At 61.0% G+C, this 25,928-nt stretch carries 21 protein-coding genes, 1 pseudogene and 1 riboswitch; of the genes and pseudogenes, 11 read left to right on the top strand and 11 right to left on the bottom strand.

Going from position 1 to position 25,928, the window contains the following annotated elements; all coding sequences use genetic code 11:
• Nucleotide 1: 1 nt before the first annotated feature.
• Nucleotides 2-607 carry a transcriptional repressor LexA gene (lexA, locus tag FO488_RS18870; protein WP_149212250.1) on the bottom strand — a complete coding sequence of 202 codons (606 nt, stop codon included), beginning with the start codon at nt 605-607 and terminating at the stop codon, nt 2-4.
• A gap of 149 nt (nt 608-756) precedes the next feature.
• Between lexA and FO488_RS18865 the strand changes: the two genes are divergently transcribed.
• Nucleotides 757-1,053 carry an integration host factor subunit alpha gene (locus tag FO488_RS18865; RefSeq protein WP_149211979.1) on the top strand — a complete coding sequence of 99 codons (297 nt, stop codon included), beginning with the start codon at nt 757-759 and terminating at the stop codon, nt 1,051-1,053.
• Nucleotides 1,050-2,000, top strand: coding sequence for an aldo/keto reductase (locus FO488_RS18860; protein ID WP_149211978.1), 951 nt, complete (start codon nt 1,050-1,052; stop codon nt 1,998-2,000). Before FO488_RS18865 ends, FO488_RS18860 begins: the two co-directional genes overlap by 4 nt.
• Nucleotides 2,001-2,141: 141 nt before the next feature.
• Here FO488_RS18860 and FO488_RS18855 read toward each other — a convergent pair whose 3' ends face one another.
• The 3 genes from FO488_RS18855 to FO488_RS18845 form a co-directional block, all read right to left on the bottom strand.
• A complete protein-coding gene (locus FO488_RS18855; protein ID WP_149212249.1) occupies nt 2,142-3,101 on the bottom strand; it encodes a TIM44-like domain-containing protein in 960 nt (319 codons plus the stop codon).
• 117 nt (nt 3,102-3,218) lie between these two features.
• Nucleotides 3,219-3,944 carry a M48 family metallopeptidase gene (locus tag FO488_RS18850; protein ID WP_149211977.1) on the bottom strand — a complete coding sequence of 242 codons (726 nt, stop codon included), beginning with the start codon at nt 3,942-3,944 and terminating at the stop codon, nt 3,219-3,221.
• Nucleotides 3,941-4,453, bottom strand: a complete 513-nt coding sequence (locus FO488_RS18845; protein ID WP_149211976.1) for a hypothetical protein — start codon at nt 4,451-4,453, stop codon at nt 3,941-3,943. Before FO488_RS18845 ends, FO488_RS18850 begins: the two co-directional genes overlap by 4 nt.
• 321 nt (nt 4,454-4,774) lie before the next feature.
• Between FO488_RS18845 and FO488_RS18840 the strand changes: the two genes are divergently transcribed.
• Entirely contained in the window at nt 4,775-5,005 is a 231-nt protein-coding gene (locus FO488_RS18840) for a hypothetical protein (RefSeq protein WP_149211975.1), read from the top strand.
• A 154-nt stretch (nt 5,006-5,159) separates the two neighbouring features.
• On the opposite strand, the gene FO488_RS18835 is transcribed toward FO488_RS18840, so the two are convergent.
• Genes FO488_RS18835 through FO488_RS18815 form a run of 5 tightly spaced genes read right to left on the bottom strand, consistent with a single transcriptional unit; the run spans nt 5,160 to nt 11,984 of the window.
• Nucleotides 5,160-5,831: a response regulator gene (locus FO488_RS18835; protein WP_149211974.1), complete on the bottom strand. Its 672-nt coding sequence runs from the start codon at nt 5,829-5,831 to the stop codon at nt 5,160-5,162.
• Nucleotides 5,832-5,862: 31 nt separating this feature from the next.
• The gene (locus tag FO488_RS18830) at nt 5,863-8,973 is read right to left on the bottom strand and encodes an efflux RND transporter permease subunit (RefSeq protein WP_149211973.1); all 3,111 of its coding nucleotides are present in this window, start codon (nt 8,971-8,973) and stop codon (nt 5,863-5,865) included.
• A gap of 4 nt (nt 8,974-8,977) precedes the next feature.
• Complete coding sequence (locus tag FO488_RS18825; RefSeq protein ID WP_205743310.1) at nt 8,978-10,075, bottom strand: efflux RND transporter periplasmic adaptor subunit; 1,098 nt, start codon at nt 10,073-10,075, stop codon at nt 8,978-8,980.
• A complete protein-coding gene (locus tag FO488_RS18820; RefSeq protein WP_149211972.1) occupies nt 10,072-11,484 on the bottom strand; it encodes an efflux transporter outer membrane subunit in 1,413 nt (470 codons plus the stop codon). Before FO488_RS18820 ends, FO488_RS18825 begins: the two co-directional genes overlap by 4 nt.
• A 56-nt stretch (nt 11,485-11,540) precedes the next feature.
• Complete coding sequence (locus tag FO488_RS18815; protein ID WP_149211971.1) at nt 11,541-11,984, bottom strand: MarR family winged helix-turn-helix transcriptional regulator; 444 nt, start codon at nt 11,982-11,984, stop codon at nt 11,541-11,543.
• A gap of 515 nt (nt 11,985-12,499) precedes the next feature.
• Nucleotides 12,500-12,579: riboswitch (cyclic di-GMP riboswitch) on the top strand.
• A gap of 109 nt (nt 12,580-12,688) precedes the next feature.
• Between FO488_RS18815 and FO488_RS18810 the strand changes: the two genes are divergently transcribed.
• The 3 genes from FO488_RS18810 to FO488_RS18800 all read left to right on the top strand — a co-directional run bounded on the left by FO488_RS18810 (nt 12,689) and on the right by FO488_RS18800 (nt 18,090).
• Complete coding sequence (locus FO488_RS18810) at nt 12,689-14,884, top strand: DUF5011 domain-containing protein (RefSeq protein WP_149211970.1); 2,196 nt, start codon at nt 12,689-12,691, stop codon at nt 14,882-14,884.
• 86 nt (nt 14,885-14,970) lie between these two features.
• On the top strand, nt 14,971-15,858 hold the full coding sequence (locus tag FO488_RS18805) for a PEP-CTERM sorting domain-containing protein (RefSeq protein ID WP_149211969.1): 888 nt from the start codon (nt 14,971-14,973) through the stop codon (nt 15,856-15,858).
• Between the two features lie 153 nt (nt 15,859-16,011).
• A complete protein-coding gene (locus tag FO488_RS18800; protein ID WP_240732057.1) occupies nt 16,012-18,090 on the top strand; it encodes a multicopper oxidase family protein in 2,079 nt (692 codons plus the stop codon).
• A gap of 118 nt (nt 18,091-18,208) precedes the next feature.
• On the opposite strand, the gene FO488_RS18795 is transcribed toward FO488_RS18800, so the two are convergent.
• Nucleotides 18,209-19,654: a sigma-54 dependent transcriptional regulator gene (locus FO488_RS18795; protein ID WP_149211967.1), complete on the bottom strand. Its 1,446-nt coding sequence runs from the start codon at nt 19,652-19,654 to the stop codon at nt 18,209-18,211.
• Nucleotides 19,655-20,107: 453 nt separating this feature from the next.
• Between FO488_RS18795 and FO488_RS18790 the strand changes: the two genes are divergently transcribed.
• The 5 genes and pseudogenes from FO488_RS18790 to FO488_RS18775 all read left to right on the top strand — a co-directional run bounded on the left by FO488_RS18790 (nt 20,108) and on the right by FO488_RS18775 (nt 24,307).
• The gene (locus tag FO488_RS18790) at nt 20,108-20,401 is read left to right on the top strand and encodes a DUF1540 domain-containing protein (protein ID WP_149211966.1); all 294 of its coding nucleotides are present in this window, start codon (nt 20,108-20,110) and stop codon (nt 20,399-20,401) included.
• A gap of 64 nt (nt 20,402-20,465) precedes the next feature.
• On the top strand, nt 20,466-20,624 hold the full coding sequence (locus FO488_RS19555) for a hypothetical protein (RefSeq protein WP_168206105.1): 159 nt from the start codon (nt 20,466-20,468) through the stop codon (nt 20,622-20,624).
• A 47-nt stretch (nt 20,625-20,671) separates the two neighbouring features.
• Nucleotides 20,672-21,160: a ferritin family protein gene (locus tag FO488_RS18785; protein WP_168206104.1), complete on the top strand. Its 489-nt coding sequence runs from the start codon at nt 20,672-20,674 to the stop codon at nt 21,158-21,160.
• A gap of 456 nt (nt 21,161-21,616) precedes the next feature.
• Nucleotides 21,617-23,916, top strand: a pseudogene (locus FO488_RS18780) (sigma 54-interacting transcriptional regulator).
• A gap of 202 nt (nt 23,917-24,118) precedes the next feature.
• Nucleotides 24,119-24,307 carry a ribbon-helix-helix protein, CopG family gene (locus tag FO488_RS18775; protein WP_149211964.1) on the top strand — a complete coding sequence of 63 codons (189 nt, stop codon included), beginning with the start codon at nt 24,119-24,121 and terminating at the stop codon, nt 24,305-24,307.
• An 82-nt stretch (nt 24,308-24,389) separates the two neighbouring features.
• On the opposite strand, the gene FO488_RS18770 is transcribed toward FO488_RS18775, so the two are convergent.
• On the bottom strand, nt 24,390-25,913 hold the full coding sequence (locus tag FO488_RS18770) for an Rne/Rng family ribonuclease (protein ID WP_149211963.1): 1,524 nt from the start codon (nt 25,911-25,913) through the stop codon (nt 24,390-24,392).
• Nucleotides 25,914-25,928: the final 15 nt, after the last annotated feature.

Below are 25,928 nucleotides of genomic sequence, written 5' to 3'. Positions count from 1 at the left end.
GTCACCCCATCCTGCGGTAGATGCCGATGACTTTGCCGACGATGCTCACCTCGCCGGCGCCGGGGCGGAGGATGATGGCCTTCATGTTGGGATTGGCAGGCTGGAGGCGGATATGGTCCTGCTCGCGGTAAAACCATTTCAGGGTGGCCTCGCCGTCCACCATGGCCACCACGGTATCCCTGTTTTCGGCGGTGGGCTGGGGACGCACCAGCGCCAGGTCGCCGTCGAAGATGCCGGCCGTGATCATGGAATCGCCGCTGACCCGGAGGAAGAAACAGCCGGCGCCCTTGATTTCGTTCCGGTCAACGGCAAAATAGCCCTGGATGTCCTCGATGGCGGGGGAAAGGTTGCCGGCCCGCACCGTTCCTACGATGGGCAGCGGTTGCGTCCCCCCCGTGGGCCTGTTCAGGGCGATGCTCCGGGAGCCTTCGTCCCGCCTGAGGCATCCCTTGCGTTCCAGGGCCGCCAGGTGCTTGGCCACGGGCAGTGTTCCGCTGACCCCCAGGTGGCGGGCGATCTCCCGCTGGGTGGGGGGGTAGCCGCTGCCGTCAATATGCGAAACAATAAAATCCAATACTTGGCGCTGGCGACCGGTCAACTCCTCCATGGCACCCCCTATGGTATTCATATGAATACCATAGAACATGACGCATCGGGTGTCAAGTCCGCCCGGCTGCGAAATTTTTTTCGCCGGGCTTGCGATAACTGAGTCATTTAGTGTATGTTTCTGAAATATTACTTAGATGAGAGGCAAACATGACCAAAGCAGACATCGTGGAAAACGTATCCAGAACGTGCGGATTCGCCAAGAAGGAATCCTACGATCTGGTTGAATCGGTTTTCAGCATCGTCAAGGCCACCCTGGAAACCGGCCAGGAGGTCAAGATCTCAGGCTTCGGCAAGTTCGAGGTCAAGCAGAAGAACGCCCGCCGCGGCCGCAACCCCCAGACCGGAGAGTCGATCATACTCGATCCCCGGCGCGTGCTCACCTTCAAGCCGAGCAACCTGCTGCGGGCGGCGATCAACGGCGATGAGGGGCGGGAGCCGGCGTGAAACGGGTACAACTGGGCGCCACCGGCATCGGCATCTTCCCGCTCATTTACGGCACTCTCCCCCTGGGGCCCCTCCAGGCCGGCGTTACCCCCCGCGACGGGGGGAGGCTCATCCGCCACGCCCTTGAGCAGGGGGTGACCATGCTCGACACGGCCGCCCTCTACGGGACCTATCCCCATGTCCGGGAGGGACTCGACGGCTGGCGGGGCGAGGTGACCATCGCGACCAAAACCCATGCCGCCGATGCGGCCACCGCCCGGGCCCATGTGGAGCAGGCCCTGCGGGAACTGGGGCGGGAACGGCTCGACATCGTGCATATCCACGGCGCGCGGGTGGCCGACCCCTTCACGGAGCGAGCCCAGGTGCTGGAAGAACTCCTCGCCATGAAGCAGGAGGGGAAGATCGCCCATGTGGGATTCTCCTCCCACTACATCGCGGCCTTCCGCAGGGCCGCTTCCCACCCGGAGATCGAGGTGGTCCACCCCCTGATCAACAAGAACGGCATGGGCATCCTGGACGGCACCGCCGCCGAGATGGCCGAAGCCATCGCCGCCTGCGCCCGTTCCGGCCAGGGGGTCTATGCCATGAAGGCCCTGGCGGGGGGCAACCTGATATCCGAGGCGCGGCAAAGCATGGCCTTTGTGGCCGGCCTGGAAGGGGTCCACGGCATCGCCGTCGGCATGCTGTCCGAACAGGAGATCGACGCCAACGTCGCCTTCTTCGAGCACGGGGCGATGGACGAGGCGGTCTGGCGCGGGTTGGAGAGCCGGCGCCGCCGGCTGCTGATCATGGAGCAGTTCTGCAAGGGCTGCGGCAAATGTCTCGAAATCTGCGGCAGCAAGGCGCTGTCGCTGGTGGGGGGCAAGGCGGTGGTGGACGAGGCGGCCTGCGTGCTGTGCGGCTACTGCGGGTCCGGCTGCCCCGAGTTCTTCATCCGGGTGGTCTGAACGAAACCCCGGATTCGGGAGACCTGAACGGCGGAGCGAGCGGCATCCCGGATTCAGGAACATACAGAGCCATGAACACAAACGGCCCGGCCAGTGAGAGAACTGGCCGGGCCGTTTGCCTGTGTGACGCTCCGAACGGAATTATTTCTGATCGATCCCCGAAAGCTGCCACGGGTTATTGCCCACCGGCCGGGTAAACGTCCAGAACTCCTCGAATTTTACCGGATCGGTCTTGCTCCCCTCCACCACCTGGCCGCTGGTGTCGTCGGTCGTGTAGTCCAGCAGGTTGGCGTAGATCAGGGCCGTGATGTAGTCCTGGCCCGACTCCTGCCACGCCTCGCAGGCCTCCACCTTGCGCACGGCGATATTCTCCAGCCGGTTCACCCGGTGCTCGCGCAGCAGCCGGTCGATATCCTCCTGAAAGATCCGCCGCATATCCGGGGTCAATAGCGGGGCCACGCCGTTCAGGTCCCGGTTCATCCAGGCGCCCTGGATCTTGAAAAAGATGTCCATGGCCGTATCGGCAAAGCGCTGTTCATCGAAACCGGGGTCCATCTGCCTGATGTGGGAAAGGCCCGCCGCCAGGTCGCCGGCGGTATCGGCGTAGGCCGGCTGGATGGGACGGGGCGCCTCGGGCTCCCCATATCCCCCCATGGCGGAGGGGCTCTGGTAGGGAGCGGCTTCATTACGCCTTCCCTTCACGATCCGGTAGACCAGGTAAATGATGCCGGCGATGAGGATGATCTCGAACAGTCCGATCCCGCCGCCGAAACCTCCTCCCATCCCGCCGAAGCCAAGGCTGCGGAACAGCATGCCGCCCAGCATGCCACCCACGAGGCCACCGGCCATGCTGCGCAGGAAACCGCCGCCGGCGGGCTGGGGGGCCTGGTAGGGCGACGGCGAGAACGGCTGGGGTGCAGCCTGCTGGCTGGGACGGGGCTGGGAAGAGGGGGACACCGGCTGGGAATAGCTGCGCGACCCGCGGCTGCCGAGGGACTTGCCGCCGCCGGCCCGGGCCTCCGCGTTGACGGCGACGAGGGTTGTGCCTGCCAGCAGGGCCAGCAGGCTGAAAACCACCACCGGAAGATATCTATTTTTCATCATGACTCCTTTGTACCCGAGGTATGTATGGAGAAAGGGTAATCACTGCCGTGCCATATGTCAATGCGGGCGGCGTGTCCCCGGGTATACGGAGGAGAGGCGCTCCAGGGACCGGCATTATACGAGGGCGTTGAGCAGCCTGCGCAGCGCGGCGTGGTCCGGCACGTAACGTTCGACCAGCCTCCAGAAGCCGGGCCCGTGGTGCCGTTCCCGGATGTGGCACAGCTCGTGGATGATCACGTAGTCGAGGCAGGCTGGGGGCGCTTCGATGAGGTGGAGGTTGAGCGTCATCCGGCCGGTGCGGTACGAGTAGCTTCCCCAGCGGCTCTTCATGGGGCGGATCACGATGGCGGGGAGGGGAATGCCTTCCGCCGCCAGCCTCCGATGGCACAGGATTGCCCGTTCCCGGAAGATGACCGCCGCCTGATCGCGGTACCACGCGTCCACGAGCCGGCGCGCCGTCCGAGGGTCCGGCTCGTCCGGGGCGGCCACCACCAGCGCGTCCCCCCTGAGCCCTGCCGATTCCGTCGCCCCGCGCTCCGGGGTCAGCCCATATTCTCTCCCCAGGAACCGGAAAACCGTGCCGCTTTCGTAGGTTCGGGGAGGCTTGGGCGGCATGGCGTCGAACTCCCGCCACACCTTGGCGATCCACGCCGCCCGCCGGGAGACGAAGTCCCGGATCTCCCCGAGGGAGGCCCGCAGCGGAGCCCTGACGATCACCGACTTGTCCGGCCTGACCGTCATCCCCAGGGTCCTGCGCCGGGCATGGCAGTACCGGAACGGGATCACCATGCCCCGGCATTCGATGGCATCGGGACGGAGCCCGTCTTTGGCTGCGGTCATGGCCGCCCCTGCCTGATCCAGGCCACCAGGCTGCCCATGACGTAGAGGAGCCCCATGGGCGCGACCCAGCCCGCAAGGAGCCAGCCCGTAAGCTTCAGGCGCCTCCAGCCCAGGGCGGCCACGGCCCGGCGGTACTCCCGCTCTATCCTGTCAAAGCCCTGGTCCCCCTCCCTGCCGATCCGGTAAGTCGTGCGCACATGGGCGATCCACGGGCCGTACCCCTGGGCGCGGGCCGTTTCGAATACCCCCTCCGGGGAATCCCCCACAAAGGCGAGGCCGTCGTAGCGGCGCACCTCTTCCGTAACGGCGAACACCATGGCCTTGTCCACTTGGCGGCGCTCCGGCATGAGCAGCCAGCCGGCGGCGGCAAGCAGGAGCAGGTAGAGTGCCCCCGTCACCAGCCAGAGACGATGCCACCCCCTCAGGTCGCGCCACCTCTGCGCGCGACGCCAGGCGCCGGAACTGTCCTTATGGAGCGTAACATCGTTCAAAGGCTCTTGTTCGGGCACTGCTGGGTGCTCCTTTCCGAGGCGGTCTCAGGGTAAAATGGTACGCCAGGCGGCACCCTCCGGTCAAGCGGATGGGTGCCGGGCATCTTCGCCCCGTGCCGTACGGAGCCCATCCGAGGGGATGACGGCAAAGCTCCAACCGGAAGTTCATACTTATTTGCGGCGGACACTACCTCATATCGGGTATAGAGTTTCTCGGGCCGCACCACGGCGTCCGGCGCAACCCGCTGATTACTATCGATATTCACAAAAAAACCATAGTTGGCACCACTTATGCTATTTTCATGGACAAGCTTTTAAATTTCTTCGGAGGTAGTACAAATGAAAAAAGTTCTCTCCACCATCGTTGCCGCTATCGTTGCTCTGTCCTTCTCGGCTGTTGTTTTCGCTGCTGACGCTGCTGCTCCGGCTGCCGACGCCGCTGCTCCGGCTGCTGAGAAAAAAGAAGTGAAAAAACCGGCTAAAAAAGCCAAAAAAGCTAAAAAAGCCAAAAAAGCTGAGAAAAAAGAAGCTGCTCCGGCCGCTGACGCTGCTGCTCCGGCTGCGAAGTAATTCTTTTTCCTCCTAAAGGAAAACGCAAAAAGGCCGCATACATCCTGTATGCGGCCTTTTTGCGTCCCGGTGCCATGGCCGGGCAATCAAAACGGCATGAGAGCCGTTGCCACAGAGTCCCGCCTTTCCCCGTATGCACCGGGCAGCGGCACAATCAAGCGACCTCGAACTTGTAGCCGGCACCATACACGGAATGAATGAACTCCTGTTCGGGCTTTACATTCGCCATCTTCTTCCGCAGCTTTTTGATGTGGCTGTCTATGGTGCGGTTGCTGACGACACGGCGGTCGGGATAAATCTTTTCCATGAGCTGCTGCCGGCTGTAGATACGTCCCGGCTTGGTTGCCAGCAACTGCAGCAGCTTGAACTCAACCGCAGTCAGGTCCAGTTCGCGCTCGGCAAGCGTGGCCCGATAGCGCGATTCATCAAGGGTCAGCCCGGCAATTCGTGTAGCCTGTTCATCGCCCATACGGCGCAGGACCGCCTTGACCCTGGCGACGACCTCCCGAGGGCTGAAGGGCTTGCACACATAGTCGTCGGCGCCAAGTTCGAGCCCGAGCAGCCGGTCGATTTCATCGATGCGGGCGGACATCATGATAATCGGCACAGGGGAAAATATCCTGATTTCCTTGCAGATATCCAAGCCATCGCGCCCCGGGAGCACCACATCGAGAAGGATAAGGTCCGGTTCGTTATACTTTACCCAGGGAACGACCTCGGTGCCATCGCATAAACTGGAGGTTTCAAATCCGGCCATGTGGAGATAGCCCCGCAAAATATCGACCAGTTTCAGCTCATCTTCCACAATCAGAATATGTTCAGCCATGTCGGTTCCTTCGTGTGCATTTTCCGTAATTTCAATCGATTCCCCCCTGTAGTGCTTCCCCCTTTGCCACGCCGCCCGAATCGGCCCCTTTCTGATGCGCGGAGAGCAAGCGGCGGCGGAAGAGCTGGAGAAGATCGTCGATGTAGGTGAAAACCACGGGGATCACCAAGAGGCTCAGCAATGTCGAGGTGAGCAGGCCGCCGATCACGAGGATGGCCATCGGCTGGCGGAAACTCGGGTCTGCGCCCAGGCCGAGAGCGATAGGAAGCATGCCGGCGCCCATGGCGATGGTGGTCATGAGGATCGGGCGCGAACGCTTGTGACAGGCGTCCACCAGCGCTTCAAACCGGCTCATCCCATGCTGCCGCCGCGCAACGATGGCATACTCCACCAGGAGGATGGAGTTCTTGGTAACGATCCCCATCAGCATCAAAAGGCCGATGACGGCAGGCATCGAGAAATTGTTGCGGGTTGCCAGGATCGCCAGCAGCGCCCCCCCCAGGGAGAGCGGCAGCGCGGCCAGGATGGTCACGGGCTGGAGAAAGTCGTGGAACAACAACACCAGCACGACATATATGCAGAGGATGCCGACGGCCATGGCGACGCCGAAGCTCCCGAAAAGCTCGCTCATGCGCTGCAGTTCCCCCTGCTGGGCGGTGGATACCCCCTTGGGAAGGTTCTTCATTGCCGGGAGCTGACGCACCTCGTTCATGACCTCCCCCAGGGAACGGCCGTTCAGCTCTACGGAGATGGTAATGTTCCGGTAGCGGTCCAGCCGATCGATCTGGGAGGCGCCGCTCCCCATGCGGATGTCGGCAAGCGAGGCAAGGGTGGCCTGCCCCTTGCTCCCCGCCACCCGGATCATGCCGATGCGGCCCAGATCGTTGCGGACTTCCGGATCGAGGCGCACCCGGACGGCTATCTGACGCTGCGGCAGGTTCAGCTTGTTGAGCTTTGAGGAGTAGTCGCCGTAGGTACCCAGCCGGACCGCATCACCTAATGCTTCGACGGTGACGCCCAACTGGGAGGCCCGGGCATAATCGGGCCGGATCTGGATCTCGGGGCGCTGCAGGGCCTGGCCGGAGGTGACGCTTCCCACCCCTTTCAGGGTGCGCATATCGCGTTCCAGCGAGGCCGCCGCACTCTCCAGCACCTGTGAGTCGTCGCTGGCGAGGGTCACCTCCAGTTTTTCACCACTGTTCCCGCGGCCGATGGTGACCCGCGCCCCCGGGAGCACGCGCAGGGCGTCGCGAATCTGCTCTTCCACCACGACCTGTTTGTGTCTTTCCTTGCGCGGCTTCATGTCGACGGTGAGGGTTGCCGAATTGACCTCGGTACTTGTGGAGGTATCCATACCACCGCCCGAACTTGCGGTGCCGACTGAAGCGAAGACCTGGGTGACGTCCGGCAGCTGTTTGATCAGCGTGCTGGCCCGCAGGGCAAGCCGGGCGGTGTCGTCAAGCGAGCTTCCTGGAGCCAGGGTGAGGGTGACCTTGGTTTGGCCATCGTCCTGCGCCGGCATGAAGCCGGTGGAAATGAACGGGATCAGCGCCAGAGAGCCCACCAGGAACAGAAGCGCCGCTATGGCCGTTCGGCGGCGGTTGGCAAGACAGGCGCGCAACCACCCGAGGTAGCGCGTCATAAGCGCGGAATCCGACTCGGCGTGCCCCGTTTCCTTCATGAAATAGGCCGACATCATGGGGGTCAAAAGCCTCGCCACCAGCAGCGAGGCGAGCACCGCCGTCGCGGCCGTAATGCCGAACTGTTTGAAGACCTTGCCGGGAATCCCTCCCATGAAGGCGGTCGGCAGAAATACCGCCACCAGCGTCAGCGTCGTGGAGATCACGGCGAGGCCGATCTCGTCGGCGGCCTCCATCGCAGCCTGGTAGGGGCTTTTGCCCATGCGCAGGTGCCGTGCGATGTTCTCCACCTCCACGATGGCGTCGTCGACCAGGATGCCGATCACCAGCGAAAGCGCCAAGAGTGTTATGGTATTGAGGCTGAAATCAAAGAATTTCATCACTATGAAGGTCGGGATGATCGAAAGGGGGAGCGCCGTGGCCGAGATCACCGTCGCCCGCCAGTCGCGCAGGAAGAGCCACACCACGATAACGGCGAGGAGGGCCCCTTCCAGAAGCAGGTGCATGGAACCGTGGTAGTTCTCCTTGATCGATGCCACGCTGTTGCTGGCCTCGTGGATCTTCACCTGGGGATGGGCGGCGGAGAATTTTGCCACCGCCTCGCGCACCCCATCCGCAACGCCGACGTCCGAGAACCCCTTCGAGCGGGTGAGCTGAAAGCCGATCACCCGTTTGCCGTCCACATAGGCGAGCGTGCTCCGCTCCGCATAACTGTCGGTCACCTTGGCGATCTGGTCGAGCCTGATGCGCCGGCCGTCGCTCAGGGGGATCGTCAGCGCGGCCACCTCATCGGCCGTATGCACCGCCCCCAAGGTCCGAAGCGACTGGATCGACTTTCCGACTTCGCCCCGCCCCCCCGAAGCGTCCTGCTGGACGGCATTGAGCTGTGACGAGACATCGGCAAGGGTCACCCCCATCCCGCCCATCACGGCCGGGTCGAGATCCACATGCACCTCACGGCTTACGCCCCCCAGCCGTGAGACCGTATTGACCCCCTTCACCGACAGCAGCGTTTTTGCCACGTCGTTGTCCACGAACCAGGACAGCTCCTCCTCGCTCATATTGCCCGATTCGACGGTATAGGTGAGGATGGCGCTGCCGGCGTCGGTGACCTTGGAGACGGTCGGGCTGTTCATGCTCGCCGGCAGGTCGGCTTTGGCCGAATCGACGGCATTTCGGACCTCATTCAGGGCCTCTTCGGTGTTCTTGTCGATCTCGAACGAGACCGAGATGGCGACCGAACCGTCGGTGATGGTAGTGGTGATGTGGTCGAGCTTTGTCAGTGAGGTGAGCTTGTCCTCGATCTTTCTCGCGACTTCGGTTTCGAGCTGGGCCGGCGCGGCCCCCTCCAGTGTTGCACTGATCTTGATGGTGGGGAGGTCCATGTCGGGGAAGTTCTGGATGCCCAACTTATCCAGCCCGTAGATCCCGGAGATGGTCAGCAGTATGAAAAGAAGCAGGGACGGGACAGGATTGCGAATGGCCCAGGCGGAAAAGTTCATGTTGTTACTCCTTTGTTACCGTGACGAGATCGCCATCGGAAAGGAATCCTCCCCCCGAGGCCACCAGGACGGCCGCGGCACCGATACCGCTTGTGATCTCGACCAGGCCGTCACGATGTGTCCCCGTTGCCACTATGCGCCGAATCACCTTGTTGCCGACGCCGATTTCGAAGAGGTAGTTCCGGCCGTCGCGCTGCACCAGGGCCGATTCCGGTACGGCAAGAACGCCTTTGTCGCCTGCCATGATGCGGCCGCTGGCGAACATGCCGGCTTTGGCGCCGCTCTGGACCGGCAGGCCGACAAAGACATTCGCCCGGCTGGTAGTGGTGGAAAGGGTCGGAGCGGCCACCCGGACCGTCCCCCGGAGATTCTGGCCGGAGGGAAGGGTTACTTCGGCCGTTGCGCCGGCTTTAACGGCCAAGAGCTGTTTCGCGTCCACCTCGGCCTGCCATTCCAGCCGGTCCTGGCGATGCAGCCGGAACAGTTCGGTGCCGACGCTGACGACTTGGCCGAGTACCGCGCTTCGCGAGGTGATGGTGCCGTCGTCCACCGCAACGATATGGGTCTGGGACAGGGTAACCTTCTGCGCCGCGAGTTGGGCCTCGGCCACCTCGACGCTCGCCTTGGCGGTCTTCTCCGTGGCCAGGTATTCATTGACCTGCTGCTCGGAGATGGCGCCGCTTCCCTTCACAAGACGCGCCCGGTCGGCGTTGGCTTTCGCCTGCGCCAGGCTCGCCCGCGCCGAAGAGAGCGCGGCCTCGTAGCGGCGCACATCCGCCTGAACGGAGGCCTGGGACAATTCGGCCAGTATTTGCCCGCGCCTGACATGGTCGCCCACATCCACGCGAAGCGCGGTGATGCGCAACCCGCCGGTCTCGGCACTGATCAGCGCCTCCTGCCACGCCACGACGCTGCCGCTGGCGGAGAGTTCTATCGGCCACTGCTTGTGCACCGGCCGGGTGGAGGCCACGCTCAGGACCGACTTGGCAACCTTGGTCTGTGCCTTTGTGGAGGGCGAGGGACTCCTCAAGCCCAAGGCGATACCGCCTGCGGCAAGGGTGGCTGCAATGAAAATGGCCATCTTCTTCACGTTCAATTTCACTTGGCTCCTCCATCGTTTTCTTTCCAGCCTCCGCCGACCGCCTTATAAAGCGCGATCCAGTATTCCAGCCGGCTTTGCTGTAGTTCGAGCAAGGTTATATCCGCACTGATGCTTGAGCGACGCGCCGTTTCCAGATCCAGGAGGCTGCTGCGCCCGACGCGCCAGTTCTGTTCGGTGGCCGACAAATAGGCACGATACCCCTCGGCGCTGATGCGGGCCTGGTCCTCCCTTTTGGCCATGCTGTCAAGACGCGTCAGGGCCTGTTCGACCTCCTTTACGGCAGTACGGACGGTCTGCTGGTAATCCGCCAGAGCCGAGTCATAGTCCGATCTGGCGCTCTTGATAGAGGCCTCCGTCTTGCCGCCGTTGAAGAGCGGAAGGTTCAACGTTGGGCCGAACGACCAGGGCGCGCTCATGGCCGTACCGCTCGTGGCCGAGAGGCTGACGGAGCCGGAAAGGCTCAGACTGGGGTAGCGGCCGGCCTCGGCCACCCCGATCAGGGCGTTGGTGGAGGCGAGGGTCCGTTCCGCGGAGACGATATCCGGCCGCTGGCGCAAAAGGTCCGCGGGGACCGATGTCACACGGAGCTCTTCGGGCTTGGGCAAGCTCGCTGCGGCGCCCCCGAGGTGCTGCCGCAGCGCGGCGTCCGTCAGTCCGGTAAGGGCGACCAGGGACGTTACCAGGACCTGGCATTCCGTTTTCTGCGCCAGGGCCGTCGAGCGGGTCGAAGCGGCCGACGCCTCGGCCAGTCTCGCGTCCGCCGGAGCCGTAAAACCGGCATTGGCGGAAAGGTTGGTAAGCCTGCCGGTCTTTTCCTGGGAGTCGGCCTGCTCCGCGTAATACATTTCCTTCAGCCGGCATGCCCGATAATCGACGTACGCCGTTGCCACCTCGGCAGCCAGCGAGACCCTGGCGTCATGCCAGTCCGCGACTCGCGCCTGGACAAGGTCGTTCGCCGATTCGGACGAGCGGCGGTTCTTCCCCACGATGTCGAGCTCCCACGAAGCATCCAAGCCGGCACTTGCGCTATAGGTCGTGCCGACGCTGCCGGAGGTGCCGGCACTCTTATTCAGGGAGCCGGCACCGCTTCCGCTGGCCGTGGCACTAAGCTCCGGCAAAAAGCCCGAATCGACTGAAGAGCGGTTCGCACGGGCTTTTTCGATGGCCGCCGCGGCCTTCGAGAGCGTCGGGTTGTCCTTTTCAGCTGCATCGACCAGTTTTTCGAGGACCGGGTCCTTGAAGGTGGACCACCACTTCGTGAGGTCCGTCAGCTTCTCTTTGGAGGCCGATACGGACCACGTTTCCGGCATCGCGAGGTCCGGCTTGCGGTAATCGGGGCCGACGGTGACGCAACCGGCCAGAGCGAGGGCACCCAGTGTCGGCCCGGCGAATTTGAGATAGTTTTTCATGACTCACCATTTAGCAATAATTGATTTTTGGAAATATTGTGCAAAAAAAAAGACCGCTACCGGCGCAGCACCGCGGCAAGCTTTCCCACCAACCCGACATACACCTCTCGCTCCTCCTCGGTGAGAGCCTGGAGCATCTTGTAACTGGCGGCCAAATGTTGCTGTTGCATGCTCCGGTAGAACAACTTCCCCTCTTCGCTGGCACGGATGACCACAATCCGGCGATCCCGCTCCGAACGCTCTCTCTGGACCAGATTCTTTTTCACCAACCGGTCCACGACGCGTGTCGCGGTACTGAGAGGGGAGTCGGTCATGGCAGCCAGTTCGGTCATGATGAGTTCCTCACGCTTACCCAGCAGAATCAGGATATTGACCTCCCGCGGGGTAAGCGCCAGGTCCGGAAAGGGATGGTCCTTTCCGGGCGCGACCGAGGCATCGATCAGTTGGGTCATCTTCGCCGTCAATTCCATTGCCTGCCTGGACAGTTTTTCGTCGATCATACGACCTCCCGTCAACTTAATTTCAACTTACAATATTTCCAAAATGGAATCAACAAAAATCTGTCATTACCCCGGCGACGAAATGAGGGGAGCCACAATAGGCGTTTGGCGTGCCTGCAAACAACACCGGGAACCCGCACGGCTAGCCTGGGACGCCCGTGGAGCCGTTGCCGCTTGCGGTGTCGCTGGCGCCCCATGGATGATGGGGCAAGAACGTGCCATATTTGTTGCATAAGCAAAATTCGTTTTACCCCGCTGCAAGCCTTGCTGCAGGCCCTCCGCCCCATTCCCCCCCAATGATCGCAGCCTTATTTGTTGCATATTCGAACGCATCCCCGACAGCCCAGCAAAAGCATATCAAATTGAAATAACTGCACAATTTTTTTCAGATCCCGTGGCACACATGGTGCTTAAAAGTAATCATTGCCTTGTCCCAATCGTGTCACGTCCGACACCACAGCGGCAAAAAACAGCATCGCTGGTGTGATGCCCCATACGCGCCGACCTGAAAAATATGCCGATAAAGCCTAACCCTTCGTGAGGAGGGGACGGAAAGCCACGGATCTTCATCCGGGAAGATGGCCGGGTTGCCAAAGAATGTGTTTCTTTGTGCAACCCGGCCATTTTTTGCTCCTGAGCGTCATTGGTTCAGGGCTCTCTACGTGTCCGCAGCGTGATCGCTGCATGTCAGGAAGGAGATGATTATGAAGCTTGTCGGAAAAGTTGCCGCGCTCTGTTTCTTTGCAGCAGTGGTTGTGACCCACCTGTGGGGTTTCGAGGCATGGGCTCAATCCAGTTACTTCACCGGTCAAGGGTGTTCCGGTTGCCATGCCTCACCGGTCGTTGCCACCTGCAACGGCTGTCATGCCCACGGCACCCACCCGAGCAGCGCCAAGAGCTCCATCAATGTGGCGGGCACAACCAACAAGAGTTCCTACGCCCCGGGGGAGTTGGTAACGGTCACCATTACCGGCGGCTACCGCAGCGGCTGGTTCCGGGCCGTGCTTTATGACCAGAACAGCGTCGAGTTGGCAAGGTCCACCGGCAATGACAGCGGCATGGGCAGTTCGGCCACCTATCCCGCCACGCTGAGCGCAGCCGCACCGGCAACGCCGGGCACCTACACCTGGAAAGTCGGCTGGTACGGCAACCAGTCCGACGCCGGGGGGGCGGCCTTCGGTTCCGGTTGGACACCAGACCCCAATAATCCTGACCATGGTTCGGAAATTGTCAATATCTCCACCCCCTTTACCGTCGCCTCGGCCACCCTGCCGGCGCCCACGATCAGTTCGGTGGCTCCCAACAGCCTCGTGCAGGGGGCTGCCGGCCAGAGCGTCACCATCGCCGGAACCAACCTGACCGGCGCCACGGTGAGCTTCAGCAACAGCGGGGTCAGCGCCGGCGCCGCCACCGGCACCGCCACCTCCATCAGCGTACCGGTCAGCGTAACCGCCACCGCCGCCACCGGCACCGGGACGGTCACCGTCACCACGGCCGGGGGCAGCGCCTCCAGCGCCTTCAACGTCACCGCCAGCGCCGCCATGGCGCCGACGATCGACTCGGTTTCCCCCAACAGCCTTGCTCAGGGGGCTACCGGTCAAACCATCACCATAACCGGCACCAACCTGACCGGCGCCATGGTGAACTTCAGCAACAGCGGGGTGACCGCCGGCGCAGCCACCGGGACCGCCACCTCCATCAACGTACCGGTCAGTGTCGGGGCCGCCGCTGCTACCGGTACCGGGACGGTCACCGTCACCACGGCCAACGGTAACGCCTCCAAGGCCTTCAGCGTCACCGCCAGCGCCATTCCGCTACCGGCAATCAGCTCGGTGAGCCCCAACAGCCTCGTACAGGGGGCAGTCAATCAGGTCGTCACCATCACGGGCGCCAATCTGACGGGCGCAGCGGTAAGCTTCAGCAACAGCGGGGTTACCGGTGGTACGGCCACCGCAACCGCCACCTCGGTCAGCCTGCCGGTCAGCGTCGCCGCCAATGCCGCCACCGGCGCCGGAACCGTCACCGTCACGACGACCGGGGGGAGCGCCTCCAGCGCCTTCAGCATTACGATACGGTCAAGCGCCCCGACACTTACGGTTTCGGCACTTTCCGACGGTTCATACACCAACAATGCCACGCTCAACATCAGCGGCAGCGTCAGTGCCGGCACCCAGTCCGTCACCGTCAACGGCCAGAACGTCACCATCATGTCCGACGGCTCCTTCTCCACCGCCATCACCCTGATTGCCGGGGCCAACACCATTGCGGTCATCGCCACCGACAGCGCCGGCAACCAGAAAAGCGATACCCGCACCATCAACTATGATCCGTCTGCTCCGGTACTGACGGTTGCGTCCCCCATCGACAACAGCACCACGACATCGTCATTCGCCGCCGTGACCGGCAGCGTCAGCGAAACCTCCACGGTGGCTATCGCCAACAACGGCGGCAGCCCCCAATCCGCCACCATGAGCGGCAACAATTTCAGTGCCACCGTCAATCTGACGTCGGGCGTGAATACCATCACTATCGTGGCGACCGACCTGGCGGGCAACACCTCCAGTGCCAAGCGGACAGTATCATACGATACGTCCAAGTTCACACTGGCGGTCACCAACCCCGCCCAGGACATGACCACCAGCCGTTCTCCCCTGATTCTCCTCGGTAAAGTCACCAACACCACCAAGGAGATCACCGTGACCGTCACCATGTCAGGCAAAACGTACACCCAGTTGGTGACCAACGGTATTTTCCGGCAGCGGCTTACCTTTACCCGCGCCAAACTGTACACCATTACCGTCACCGCGACGGATGCGGCCGGCAACAGCAGCACCGTAACCCGCAATGTCATTTACCGGCCCGAGGGAAGCGACGAGGAACACCGCAATAACGACGACTAAAATCAGGTTGGAGTGCCCAGGTTGCTGCATTCGGCTGCAATTGCCCGGCGAACGCAGGCAAAATCCAGATAGAGGAGGAGTCGGCCATGAAAAAGGAACGTAAGCTCTTTGTTGTTTTCAACCTCTGCTTGTTGGGTATGCTGGCGCAGGTATCGGCGTCATGGGGGGTGTCACTCGCTACCGAGGCTCAGATAGACACGATCACCATAAGCTCGTCCCTGGGGATTACCTTCGGCGACATCGCCACAAGCGCATCGGGGAGCATTTACAGCAACGGAAGCCTGGTGGCGAACGACAGCGCCACGGGAGCCGGCTCCTTCACGACCGGTGTTGACGGCAGCGTCGGGCCGCTTTCCACCACGTATTCCGACGTGGCCGGGACCCAATTCGCTTACCTCGGCACGCTGGTCTCCGCGGCGCCTGCCGCCGCAAACCCCGACCCGCTCGCCAATCCCCTGGCCTCCGACTTTGTCGTGCTGGGAAACAGCAACGTCTCGTCGCTGCTTGGTGGAACGGTGACCGCCACCGACACGGCGAATTACACCCAGACCTTCACGGTCAATGGTTCCGGCGCCGGGACCATGACCCTCGGAGCTCTGGGGCTCTACAACTTCATGCTCTTTCCCGACGACACGACTACCTACACAGCGAGGGCGGAGGCGTGGCTCGATTTCCTCTTGAGCGATGGTTCCAGCAAAAACTACCAGGTCAGGGTGACCAACCCGCTTCGCATGTTTGGCCAGGATGTGCTCATGCTCGGAACCGTGGACTCGCTTACCGGCCTTACAACCCTTGGCGATCTCTTCGGCACCATCGATGTTTTCGGCGGTCAAACGTGGACCCTGACCGCAACGGCAGGTACCCTGGCCGAGGTCACTTCTGTTCCCGAACCGTCCGCCATCATTCTCTTTGGCGGCGGCCTCCTCGGCATACTGCTCTACCGTCGGCGCAAAGGCATGTCAACAGGCTGCTAGGACCATTTTATTCCGCGTAAATCGAGGCTTTCGGCATTTCTACATCCTCCCGCCAGGGAGAAAAAGGAGGATTCCCTTATGAAAAAGATCAGTAGAAGGAAATTTTTACAGGTGAGCGGCTTGGCAACGGGAGCAATGTTGATGCCATTGCCCATGAAATGGTTGGGAAGCGGCGAAGCCCTGGCGTTCTATCAGAGCCCTTCCAACAAAATCCCGCTCTATAAAACCGGATTGCGCGGCGTTGGGCCGGGGGGGATACCGGTGGCGGCGTCGGATGGAGTCTCGGCGGTGACGGGTGCGGCCCACTACGCCATCGATATCAACCAGTTTCAGGATAGCGGCGTCTGCCCCACCCTCGGCCCAACGACCCTGTGGGGATATAACCCGGTCACGCCTTTGGGGGGGAGTCAGCCGCAGAAACACCTCGGCGGCATCATCGTAGCAAAAAAGGGGGTGCCGACCCAGCTGACGGTTACCAATAAACTTCCGGCAAAGGGCATCATCCCGGTAGATACGAGTTCCATATTCCCCGATGCGGCCCGCAGCGTGAACCGTGTCACGGTGCACCTTCACGGCGGCTTCGTCCCCTGGATCAGCGATGGCGGGCCCATGACCTATTTCGATCCCAAGGGTGACTATGGCTCGTCGATAGCAAATGGGGCAACCAATCTCTACAAGATTCTGAATCCCGGACTCCTGCCCGGGCAGGCCGAATACTATTACCCGAACAACCAAAGCGCCCGGCTGCTCTGGTACCACGACCACGCCCATGACGTCACCCGGACGAATGCCTACTCGGGGATCGCCACGGCCTATATTATCCGGGACGACTTTGAGATCGGTCTCCTGAACATGGGGCTGCCGCCGTTCATCGAGGATTCGGTCGTGAACGGGCACGTAATCCAGGAACTGCCACTCGTTTTCCAGGACAAGATCTTTGTCGGCGCCAACATCAAACTTGTGGACCCGACATGGAGCTCTGTGGTTTCCCCGGCTGCGACGACACCCGGGAGCCTCTGGTATCCCCACGTTTACGAGCGGAACCGCTGGCGCAGGACCTACAGCCCCCTCACTCTCCCCAACCCGTCGATCATCCCCGAGATGTTCGGCGACACCATGCTCGTCAACGGCACGGTCTTCCCGGAAGCCGAGGTGGAAGCGCGCCGTTATCGTCTGCGGGTCCTCAATGCCTGTCAGGCCCGGTTCATGAACCTGCAGCTCTATGTGGACGACGGCAGCCCTGACGGGATAACCCTGGACCCCGTTACGGGCATTCCGAAAAACGCGCCTTTTGTCGATGGTGCCCAGAATCAACCGGCCATATTGCAGATCGCCGCCGAAGCCGGCTTCCTGCCGAAGCCGACGCTTGTCCCCACCAATGTGCCGTTCAACCCGCTCACAATGAGTGGTTCACTCATCATGGCGCCGGCCGAACGGGCCGACCTGATCCTCGACTTCAGCAACTATGTCGGAAAGAACATCATCCTTTACAGTGACGCGCCCGCTCCGTTCCCCATGGGTGACCCGCGTAACGACTACTTCCCGGGCTTCAACAAAACGGGAAATCCGGTCAACGGGTTGACGAGTCCCGGGTTCGGGCCCAACACGCGCATTCTCATGCGCTTTAAGGTCAAAGCGGCTACCGGCGCCGACCTGCCGCTTGCCATTACCACGAATACCGACCTGTCCCTTGGCATCGATCCGTTCCTCACGCCTCCGGGAGGGACGCCGCGGCGCCTGACCCTCAATGAGAATTTCGATGCATGGGGCCGCCTTCTGCAGAGGCTGGGAACGGACGCCCTGGCGGTGCGGGGAGTCGGCCAGGCGTACATGGATATGGCTTCGGAAGTCGTCAATTCAGGTACCAGCGAGGTGTGGGAGATTTACAACCTCACCGGCGACACCCACCCGATCCATCTCCATCTGGTCAATTTCCAGATTCTCAATCGGCAGCCCTTTGACGTGGCGCAGTATATGGCGGGCAATACCGTCTTCACCGGACCCGCCGTCGGCCCGGACCCGAACGAGGCCGGGTGGAAAGAAACCGCGCGCATGAATCCCGGCACGGTAACGAGGATATTGATGAGGTTCGACCTCCCGACAGGGTTGCCGTTCAGTGTCCCGGACAGCCTGAATCCGATGTTGGGAGTGAGTGGGAAGGAATATGTCTGGCACTGCCATATCCTCGAACACGAGGAACACGACATGATGAGGCCGCTCGTGGTCGTTTGAGCCTGGCACCTTGCAAATCAACAGCAAAAAGGGCTCCGCTCGGAGCCCTTTTTGGCGTCCATCGCCTGGCGCATCTTCCCGGTTCCACCGGGTGCGCAACCGGCGGCGCCGGCAAGCATCACTGCCGGGCAGGCGGGGCGGTGCCTTTTGCCCTCCTCAGGCGGTTGTTCAATGCCTGGCGGGTCACTCCCAGCAGTTGGGCGGCAATCCCCTGATTGCCGTTGGCAATGGCCAGCGCCTTGTCGATCAGGACCTGTTCCGCATGCCTGATGGTGGGAAAGGTGGAGAAAAAAACGCTGTTGAAACCCACCGCTCCCTCTCTATTTTCTCCCTCTTTGGAGGGGCGGCCCAGGCTCTTCTCCCGTTCGATGATTTTTTTGAAAAGCAGGGTGGAGAGCCGCGATGTCGCGGTCCTGCTGACAAAATCAAACACCATGGATTGCAATTCACGCACATTGCCGGGGAAGTCATAGCTCTTGAGCAGGTTCAGCAACTCCTTGCGGTAGGAAAGGCGGTCTTTCCCCATGACGCGGGCCGCCTCCTTTATGAAATGCCCCAGCAGGAGCGGGATGTCGTCCGGGCGGTCCCTGAGAGGCGGGATGAAGATCTGATGCGTACTGAGGCGATAATAAAGGTCTTTGCGAAAGGTCCCCTCATTCACGCACTGGCGCAGATTGCGGTTTGTGGCAACCACGAGGCGGGCATGGCTTTTGATCGCGGTGTCCGAGCCGAGGGGATAGTATTCGTTCTCCTGAAGCAGCCTGAGCAGTTTGATCTGGGAGTACTCATTCAGGTCGCCGATCTCGTCAAGGAAGATGGTGCCGTCGGCGGCCTTCATGATCAGCCCCTCCCGGTCGTTGTGTGCACCGGTGTAGGCGCCTTTGCAATGGCCGAACAGCGTGTCGGAAAACATCTGGTCGTCCAGGCCGGCGATGTTGACGCAGATAAAACTGCCGGGCAGACCGCTCAGGGTATGGACCGCATTGGCGAAAAGCTCTTTCCCCACGCCGGTTTCCCCGGATATCAGCACCGGCTGCCGGGATTTGGATACGACCTCGGCATAGCGCAGTTGGGTCATCATCTCCTTGTTCTGGGTGATGATGGAGCCGATGCGCGGCAGGGGCATGCCACCCACCGTACCCGCCCACTTGTCGAGAAGCATGATGTCTTCGTTGAGCGCCCGCAACTCCAGCGCTCTCTTGACACCGGCCACGAAACGCTTGATTTCGATCGGCTTTACCAGATAATCGACGGCACCAGCCTTCATGCAGTCGATGGCCGACTCCACCTGGCCTTCTCCCGTGACAATGATGACCGGAATATGCGGTTTTGCCTGCAGGAAGGCATCCAGAAGGTACCTGCCGTGCAGCTTCGGCATCATCAAATCCATGACCACCACGGCCGCTTCTTCCTTTTCGAAATACTCCAGGGCCATCTGACTGTCGTCAAACGTCACCACGTTGGTGAGGCCGGCATGGGAAAGGAGCGTTTGCAATACCGACAGGGCGCTTGTCTCATCATCCACGAGCATTATGGGGCAGGCGTTGAAATCGCTGGGCTGCATGCTGTTCTCCCTGGCAAAGTGGCGCCGGACATGGCGCGGGCACTACCTGCCATGGCCAATAGCCATGAAATTGTTTGTATACACTAACAAACACAATACCAAGGTTTTTCACAAAAACAAGCAGATAGAGCATTTATGGTTGCCCATGGCCGCCGGATCGACTTGTCGTGAAAAGGCAACACCGGTTGCACGATGCAACAAACCATTTGTACCCGCCAGATGGGTGGCTATCTCTGCGCCAGCCGACTCACGCAATTTTCAATAAACATATATTGCATCTTATCATGGTGGCGCAGCCTGGCCAAATACCCATAACACTCCGAAAGTGCACTATAAATATCAAAAGACCAGATTGGCCCTTTTCATGCTTATACATGTCCAGCCATCACACAAAGGCATGCCTCAATGCAGTCGGGTCTCAAGGGGGCACAGGCGCCCGGAAGGAGAAAAACCATGATGAAAGAGATGTCGCACGTGGCTTCATGCCACGCAACGGACTGTTCCTACAACAGGGACAGCTCCTGCAGCACCATGGCCATAACCGTCGGCGGATTCGGGGATAGCCCGCAGTGCAGCACCTTCCTGCACAGCACGCAAAAGGGGGGGCTGCAGGGCATCAGGGGCGTGGTAGGGGCATGCGAGGCATCCACCTGCTCCCACAATACCGACCGGGGATGCACCGCCGGAGCCATTGCCGTCGACATGAACAACAGCCATCCCGACTGTATGACGTATTCGGCCAGATAACGAGGCACGGCAAAAAGCGACTTTGCCGGTTCACCGGGGAATACCTGCCGACAGGAGGCTGAACATGCCGTACGTGGCACAGGAAGAACTGTTCTATCGTTATTCCGTACCAAAACCATTCGATGTCATTTTTGAACAACCGCAGTGGAGCCTCGGTGGCGGCTCCGCCAACCAATCGATGCATGTGGGCTTTCCGGGCTGCCTGGCGGAACCGGGTGGTTGAGCAGATGGATAACGCCTTGTTGTCTCCAGATTCCAGGAGGGATGCGCATGGACATTTTTGTAACGGAAGCGTTCCACACGGCGATACGTATCGAGAAACAAAGCTACGACTTCTACCGGAATATGGCCACGGTGGTAAAAGACGGCAGAACCAGGAAGGTTTTCGAGCTTCTGGCCGATGAAGAGGCAGGCCATCTGGACGCATTCATCAAGGTATATCCGGGCAGCGGCTTCGACCTGCTGAAGCTGCTTGACCGCCCGGAGGATGGTGAGCCACCCGATTATGGTGCTGCCGACCTGTCGGCAGTACTGGACGTCAATGAGAAGGATGCCCTCGAAATTTCGTTGCGGGAGGAGGCTTCCTGCATCGAACGCTACTCGGCCATCACCATGGCCCTCCGGGACCCACAATTGCGCGATATCTTCCAGGAGGCCCTGGAGCAAACCTGCAAGCACTTCGAACTGGTCAATGCCGAGTATCTGCGCGTCATGGGGATGGTCGACGCTTCAGACCAGGACACCTTTGTCCGCGAGTAGGCAGGGAAGGTCGAAGGTTCGGCACAAAGAAGAATTGCCCCATGAAAGCGGGGAGCAGGATACCGCTACCTGCCATGGCCGGATGCAGTGGTGGCGGCCGGCAATCCCAGGTTCGTTTTCCTGCGTTGTTGGACGTTTGCAGGGCATGGGGAGAGGGGAAAAGGGGGAAGCCGCTCAGCAATGGGCGGCTTTCGTGTTTGAAAACGTCGGCAAATGCGCAGATCACCCATAAAGGTTCCAAACCGGTCTTCTTGAAGACCGGCACGCGGGCGCGGATACGGTCCGGGAAACGGAACGCCCGCTCGTATCCCTCCGGGGTGGGGAAACGGTTGCCCAGGAACCACCGGTACAATGACGTGTAAAAAAATCATCACATATGTGTCACTACTTGCACACATGTATTTTTCAGTGTATCATTTTTCCAACATCATTCCACAAAATCCCAAGGATCCCGCCATGGAACCGATCATCACCTTCAAGGAGCGCTGCCGGCTCTGTTATTCGTGCGTACGCAGTTGCCCGGTCAAGGCCATCAAGGTAGACAACGGGTTTGCCCAGATCATGTACGACCGCTGCATCGGCTGCGGCAATTGCCTGAGCTGCCCGCAACAGGCAAAGGCCGTGGTGGACAGGATGGGGCAGACCCAGGAGCTGCTGACGTCGGGTGCACCCGTCGTGGCCGTGCTGGGGTGCTCGTTCCCGGCATTCTTCCACGCCATCACCCCCGGACAGTTGGTGGCGGCCCTGAAAAATCTCGGCTTCCGCGAGGTGCATGAGGGGGCCTACGGCGCCCGCATGATCGCCGACGCCTACAAGCAGGTGCTCCGGCAGACCGACCGCCCCCTGATCTCCTCCCACTGCCCGGCGGTGGTCAGCCTGATCGAACGCCATTACCCCAAACTGATCCCGAACCTGGCGGGGGTCGTCTCCCCCATGATCGCCATGGGGCGCTTCATCAAGGGGGTCCTCGGCAAGGAGACCAAGGTCGTCTACATCAGCACCTGCATTGCCGGAAAATTCGAGGTGCAGGCGGCTGAATCGTCCAGCGTCATCGATGTGGTTCTCACCTACCACGAGATCGACAAATTCTTCAAGAGCCGCGGCATCAACCCCGCATCCCTGGTGGAAGCGCCCTTCGACGGGCTCGACCCGGACAACGCGCGCATCTTCACCCTTACCGGCGGCCCGTTCAAGGTGTTCGAGGTGGAACCGGATTTTCTCGATACGGAGATCATCTCCGCCGAGGGGGAAAACCACGCCATCGACATCATCCGCGACCTGGCTGCCGGCCGGATCACCCCATCCTTCGTGGATTTACGGCTCTGCGACGGCGGCTGCGTCGATGGCCCGGCCCGGGACCGGACCCTCAACCATTTCTACAAGCGCAAGCTGATCGTCAACTACAACGGCAGCACGCTCCCCTACAAAACGGCGCCCCACTACCGCGCCGCGGAGGCCCTGCCGGACCTGATGCGCCCCTACTCGGACAAGTCGTGCCGGCTGCCGAGCCCGGGCAAAGACGACATCAAGCGCATCCTGCACTCCACCAACAAGTTCACGCAAAGCGACGAGCTCAATTGCCGCGCCTGCGGCTACAACACCTGCCGGGAACACGCCGTGGCGGTCTTCCAGGGGCTGGCGGACATCGAGATGTGCCTCCCCCACAATTTGCAGCAGGTCGAGGACGACCGGGGGCGGTTGATGCAGAAGTACGAACTGATCCGGCGCGAACTGGACCGGCAGCTGGGCGACGACCCGATCGTGGGGAACGACAGCAAGATCCAGGAGGTGCTGGAACTGATCCGCCAGGTGGGGCCGACGCCGACCACGGTCCTCATCAGGGGGGAGACCGGCACCGGCAAGGAGTTGACGGCCCGGGCCATCCATCGCCTGAGCCTGCGCAACGACAAGCCGCTGGTTACGGTCAACTGCACGACCATCACCGATTCGCTGCTGGAGAGCGAACTGTTCGGCCACAAGAAAGGGGCCTTCACCGGGGCCATCGGGGACAAGAAGGGGCTCTTCGAAGCCGCCAACGGCGGCACCATCTTCCTGGACGAGATCGGGGACATCACCCCCAAACTGCAGGCGGAGCTCCTGCGGGTTCTCGACCTGGGCGAGGTGCGGCCGGTGGGGGGGCTGCGCCCAAAAAGGTGGATGTGCGCCTGATCGCGGCCACCAACAAGGACCTGGAACTGGGCGTGCACGAAGGGTGGTTCCGCGAGGACCTGTACTACCGTCTGAACGTCTTCAACATCCACCTGCCGCCGCTGCGCAACCGGCAGGATTCCATCCCGAGCCTGGCCGAGCACTTCCTGGACAAGGCCCGCAAAAAGCTGAACAAGAACATCGCCGGGATCGAGGACCGGGCCGTCAAGGCCATGCAGCACTACCCCTGGCCCGGCAATATCCGCGAGATGCAAAACGTCATCGAGCGCTCCTCGGTCCTCACCAAAGGCACGATCATCAGGTTGGAAAACCTCCCCACCGTCTTTGCCGACACCTACGAACGGTGCAGCAACGGGGAGGTCAACCGCCGTCACGCCTCGTTCAAGGCGGAACGGGAACTGCACATCAGCCGCACCGAAAAGAACCTGATCCAGCGCTATCTGGAAGAAACCGGCGGCAACGTGGCCAAGGCGGCCCGGATGGCCAACATCCCCCGCCGGACCTTTTACCGCCTCCTGGAAAAGCACGGCCTGGAAATCGTCCAGCGGGTGCGGACAAAGTCAGCGGAACAGCCCCCCCCGGAATAGTGTATACTTTTGACCATATGTGCGCCACTTTGTGCACGCTTTTTTCCAAAACCGCGGACGAACGATTCGGCCTAAACAAACAACATACTGATATTACTATTATATTTAATGTATACTCCGTCTTGGCATAGATATGGCAGTAATGTGAGCACTAACTTGAGCTCGTCATATCACACCACATAAAAAACGGAGGGAGCAAACCATGGGCAGAATGAGAGAGAATCCGCGTTACAATGTCATTTCGATGCGTATCAGCGACGAGGAGCGCGAGCATCTGGAAAACCTGATGAGCAAGACCAAAAAAAGCGTATCCGACATCATGCGCGAGGCCATGGAATACTTCTCGGCCCAGTATGATCAGCAGACCAGCCTGAAGCAGAAGGCCGCCTAAGCCTTTTCCACAGGTAGACGACACGACAAAAGGCGGGGGCATTGGCCCCCGCCTTTTGTCGTCCACCAATGGCCGCAGCCGGTCAGTTTATCAGGATCTCGAACTGCTCCTGGTGAAAACCGGGCTTGGCCCGCACGGTAATCCGTTTCTTGAAGCGCTTTTCCAGCTCTTCCAACCCCCGCCGCTCCTCATCGTAGAGCAGGTCCGCCACCTGGGGATGGACCGACACCGTGGCCTTGGTCCCCTTGATATCCAGCATTTCGCGGCGCAACTCCCGAAAGATCTCATGGCATACCGTGATCTTCGACTTGATGTAGCCGCGCCCTTCGCAGTACGGACACGGTTCGCACATCATCCGGCCGATGCTTTCCCGCACCCGCTTGCGGGTCATCTCCACCAGGCCCAGCTCGGAGATCTTGAGGATGTTGCTCTTCGACTTGTCCCCCTTGAGGGCCTCCTCCAGCGCGGCGAAGACCTTGTCCCGGTTGACCTCTTTCTCCATGTCGATGAAATCGATGATGATGATGCCGCCGATGTTGCGCAGCCGCAACTGGTAGGAGATTTCCTTGACCGCCTCAAGATTGGTCTTGAGGATGGTGTCCTCCAGGTTGTGCTTGCCCACGAAGCGGCCGGTGTTCACGTCCACGGCGGTCAGCGCCTCGGTCTGCTCGATGATGATGTAGCCGCCGCTCTTCAGCCAGACTTTTCTGCCCAGCGCCCGGCTGATCTCGACCTCCAGCCCGAAATGGTCGAAGATCGGCTCTTCGTCGTCGTACAGCTCGATGGAATACTTCATCTTGGGCATGAAGGTGGAAATGAACTGGACGATCCGGTCGAAATCCGGCTTCGAATCCACGATGATCCGGTCCACCTGCTCGGTGACGATGTCGCGCACCACCTTCTGGACCACATCCAGGTCGGAGTGGACCAGCGAAGGGGCCGAAGCCTTTTCCTTGCGCTTGGCGATCTCGGCCCACAGGGTGGAGAGGTACTGCATGTCCGACAGCAGGTCCTCTTCGCTCTTCCCCTCCGAAACCGTCCTGACGATGTACCCCGAACCGCTCTGTTTGAGGCGGTCGACGATTTCACGCAGGCGCTCCCGTTCGGCCTCGTCCTCGATACGGCGGGAAATGCCCACATGGTCCACCGTCGGCATGTACACCAGGTGGCGGCCCGGCAGGGAGATGTGGGAGGTGATGCGCGCGCCCTTGGTGCCGATCGGCTCCTTGGAAATCTGGACCAGCAGCTCCTGCCCCTCCTGGAGCAGCTCTTCGATGGGGTGCAGCGGCTTGTAATCGGGATGGGCGGATTCCGGCTGTTCGCCGCTCGGCTCATGCTCCTTCTTGCCCTCGTCCAGAAGCGACTCATACTCCTCGATGGCGTCAAAGACATCAGCCACATAGAGAAATGCCGCCTTTTCCAGGCCGATGTCCACGAAGGCGGCCTGCATTCCGGGCAGCACCCTGATGACCCGCCCCTTGTAGATGTTGCCGACAATCCCTCTTTCGCGGCTGCGCTCGATATAAAGTTCGGCAATGGTGCCGTTTTCTATCATCGCGATGCGCGTTTCGTGGGAGGCGGCGTTGATGACCAGTTCTGCTCCCATATCTGTGTCTCCGTC

This window comes from Geobacter sp. FeAm09, from assembly GCF_008330225.1.
Taxonomy (GTDB): domain Bacteria; phylum Desulfobacterota; class Desulfuromonadia; order Geobacterales; family Pseudopelobacteraceae; genus Oryzomonas.
This window is presented reverse-complemented; position numbering and strand designations above follow the sequence as displayed.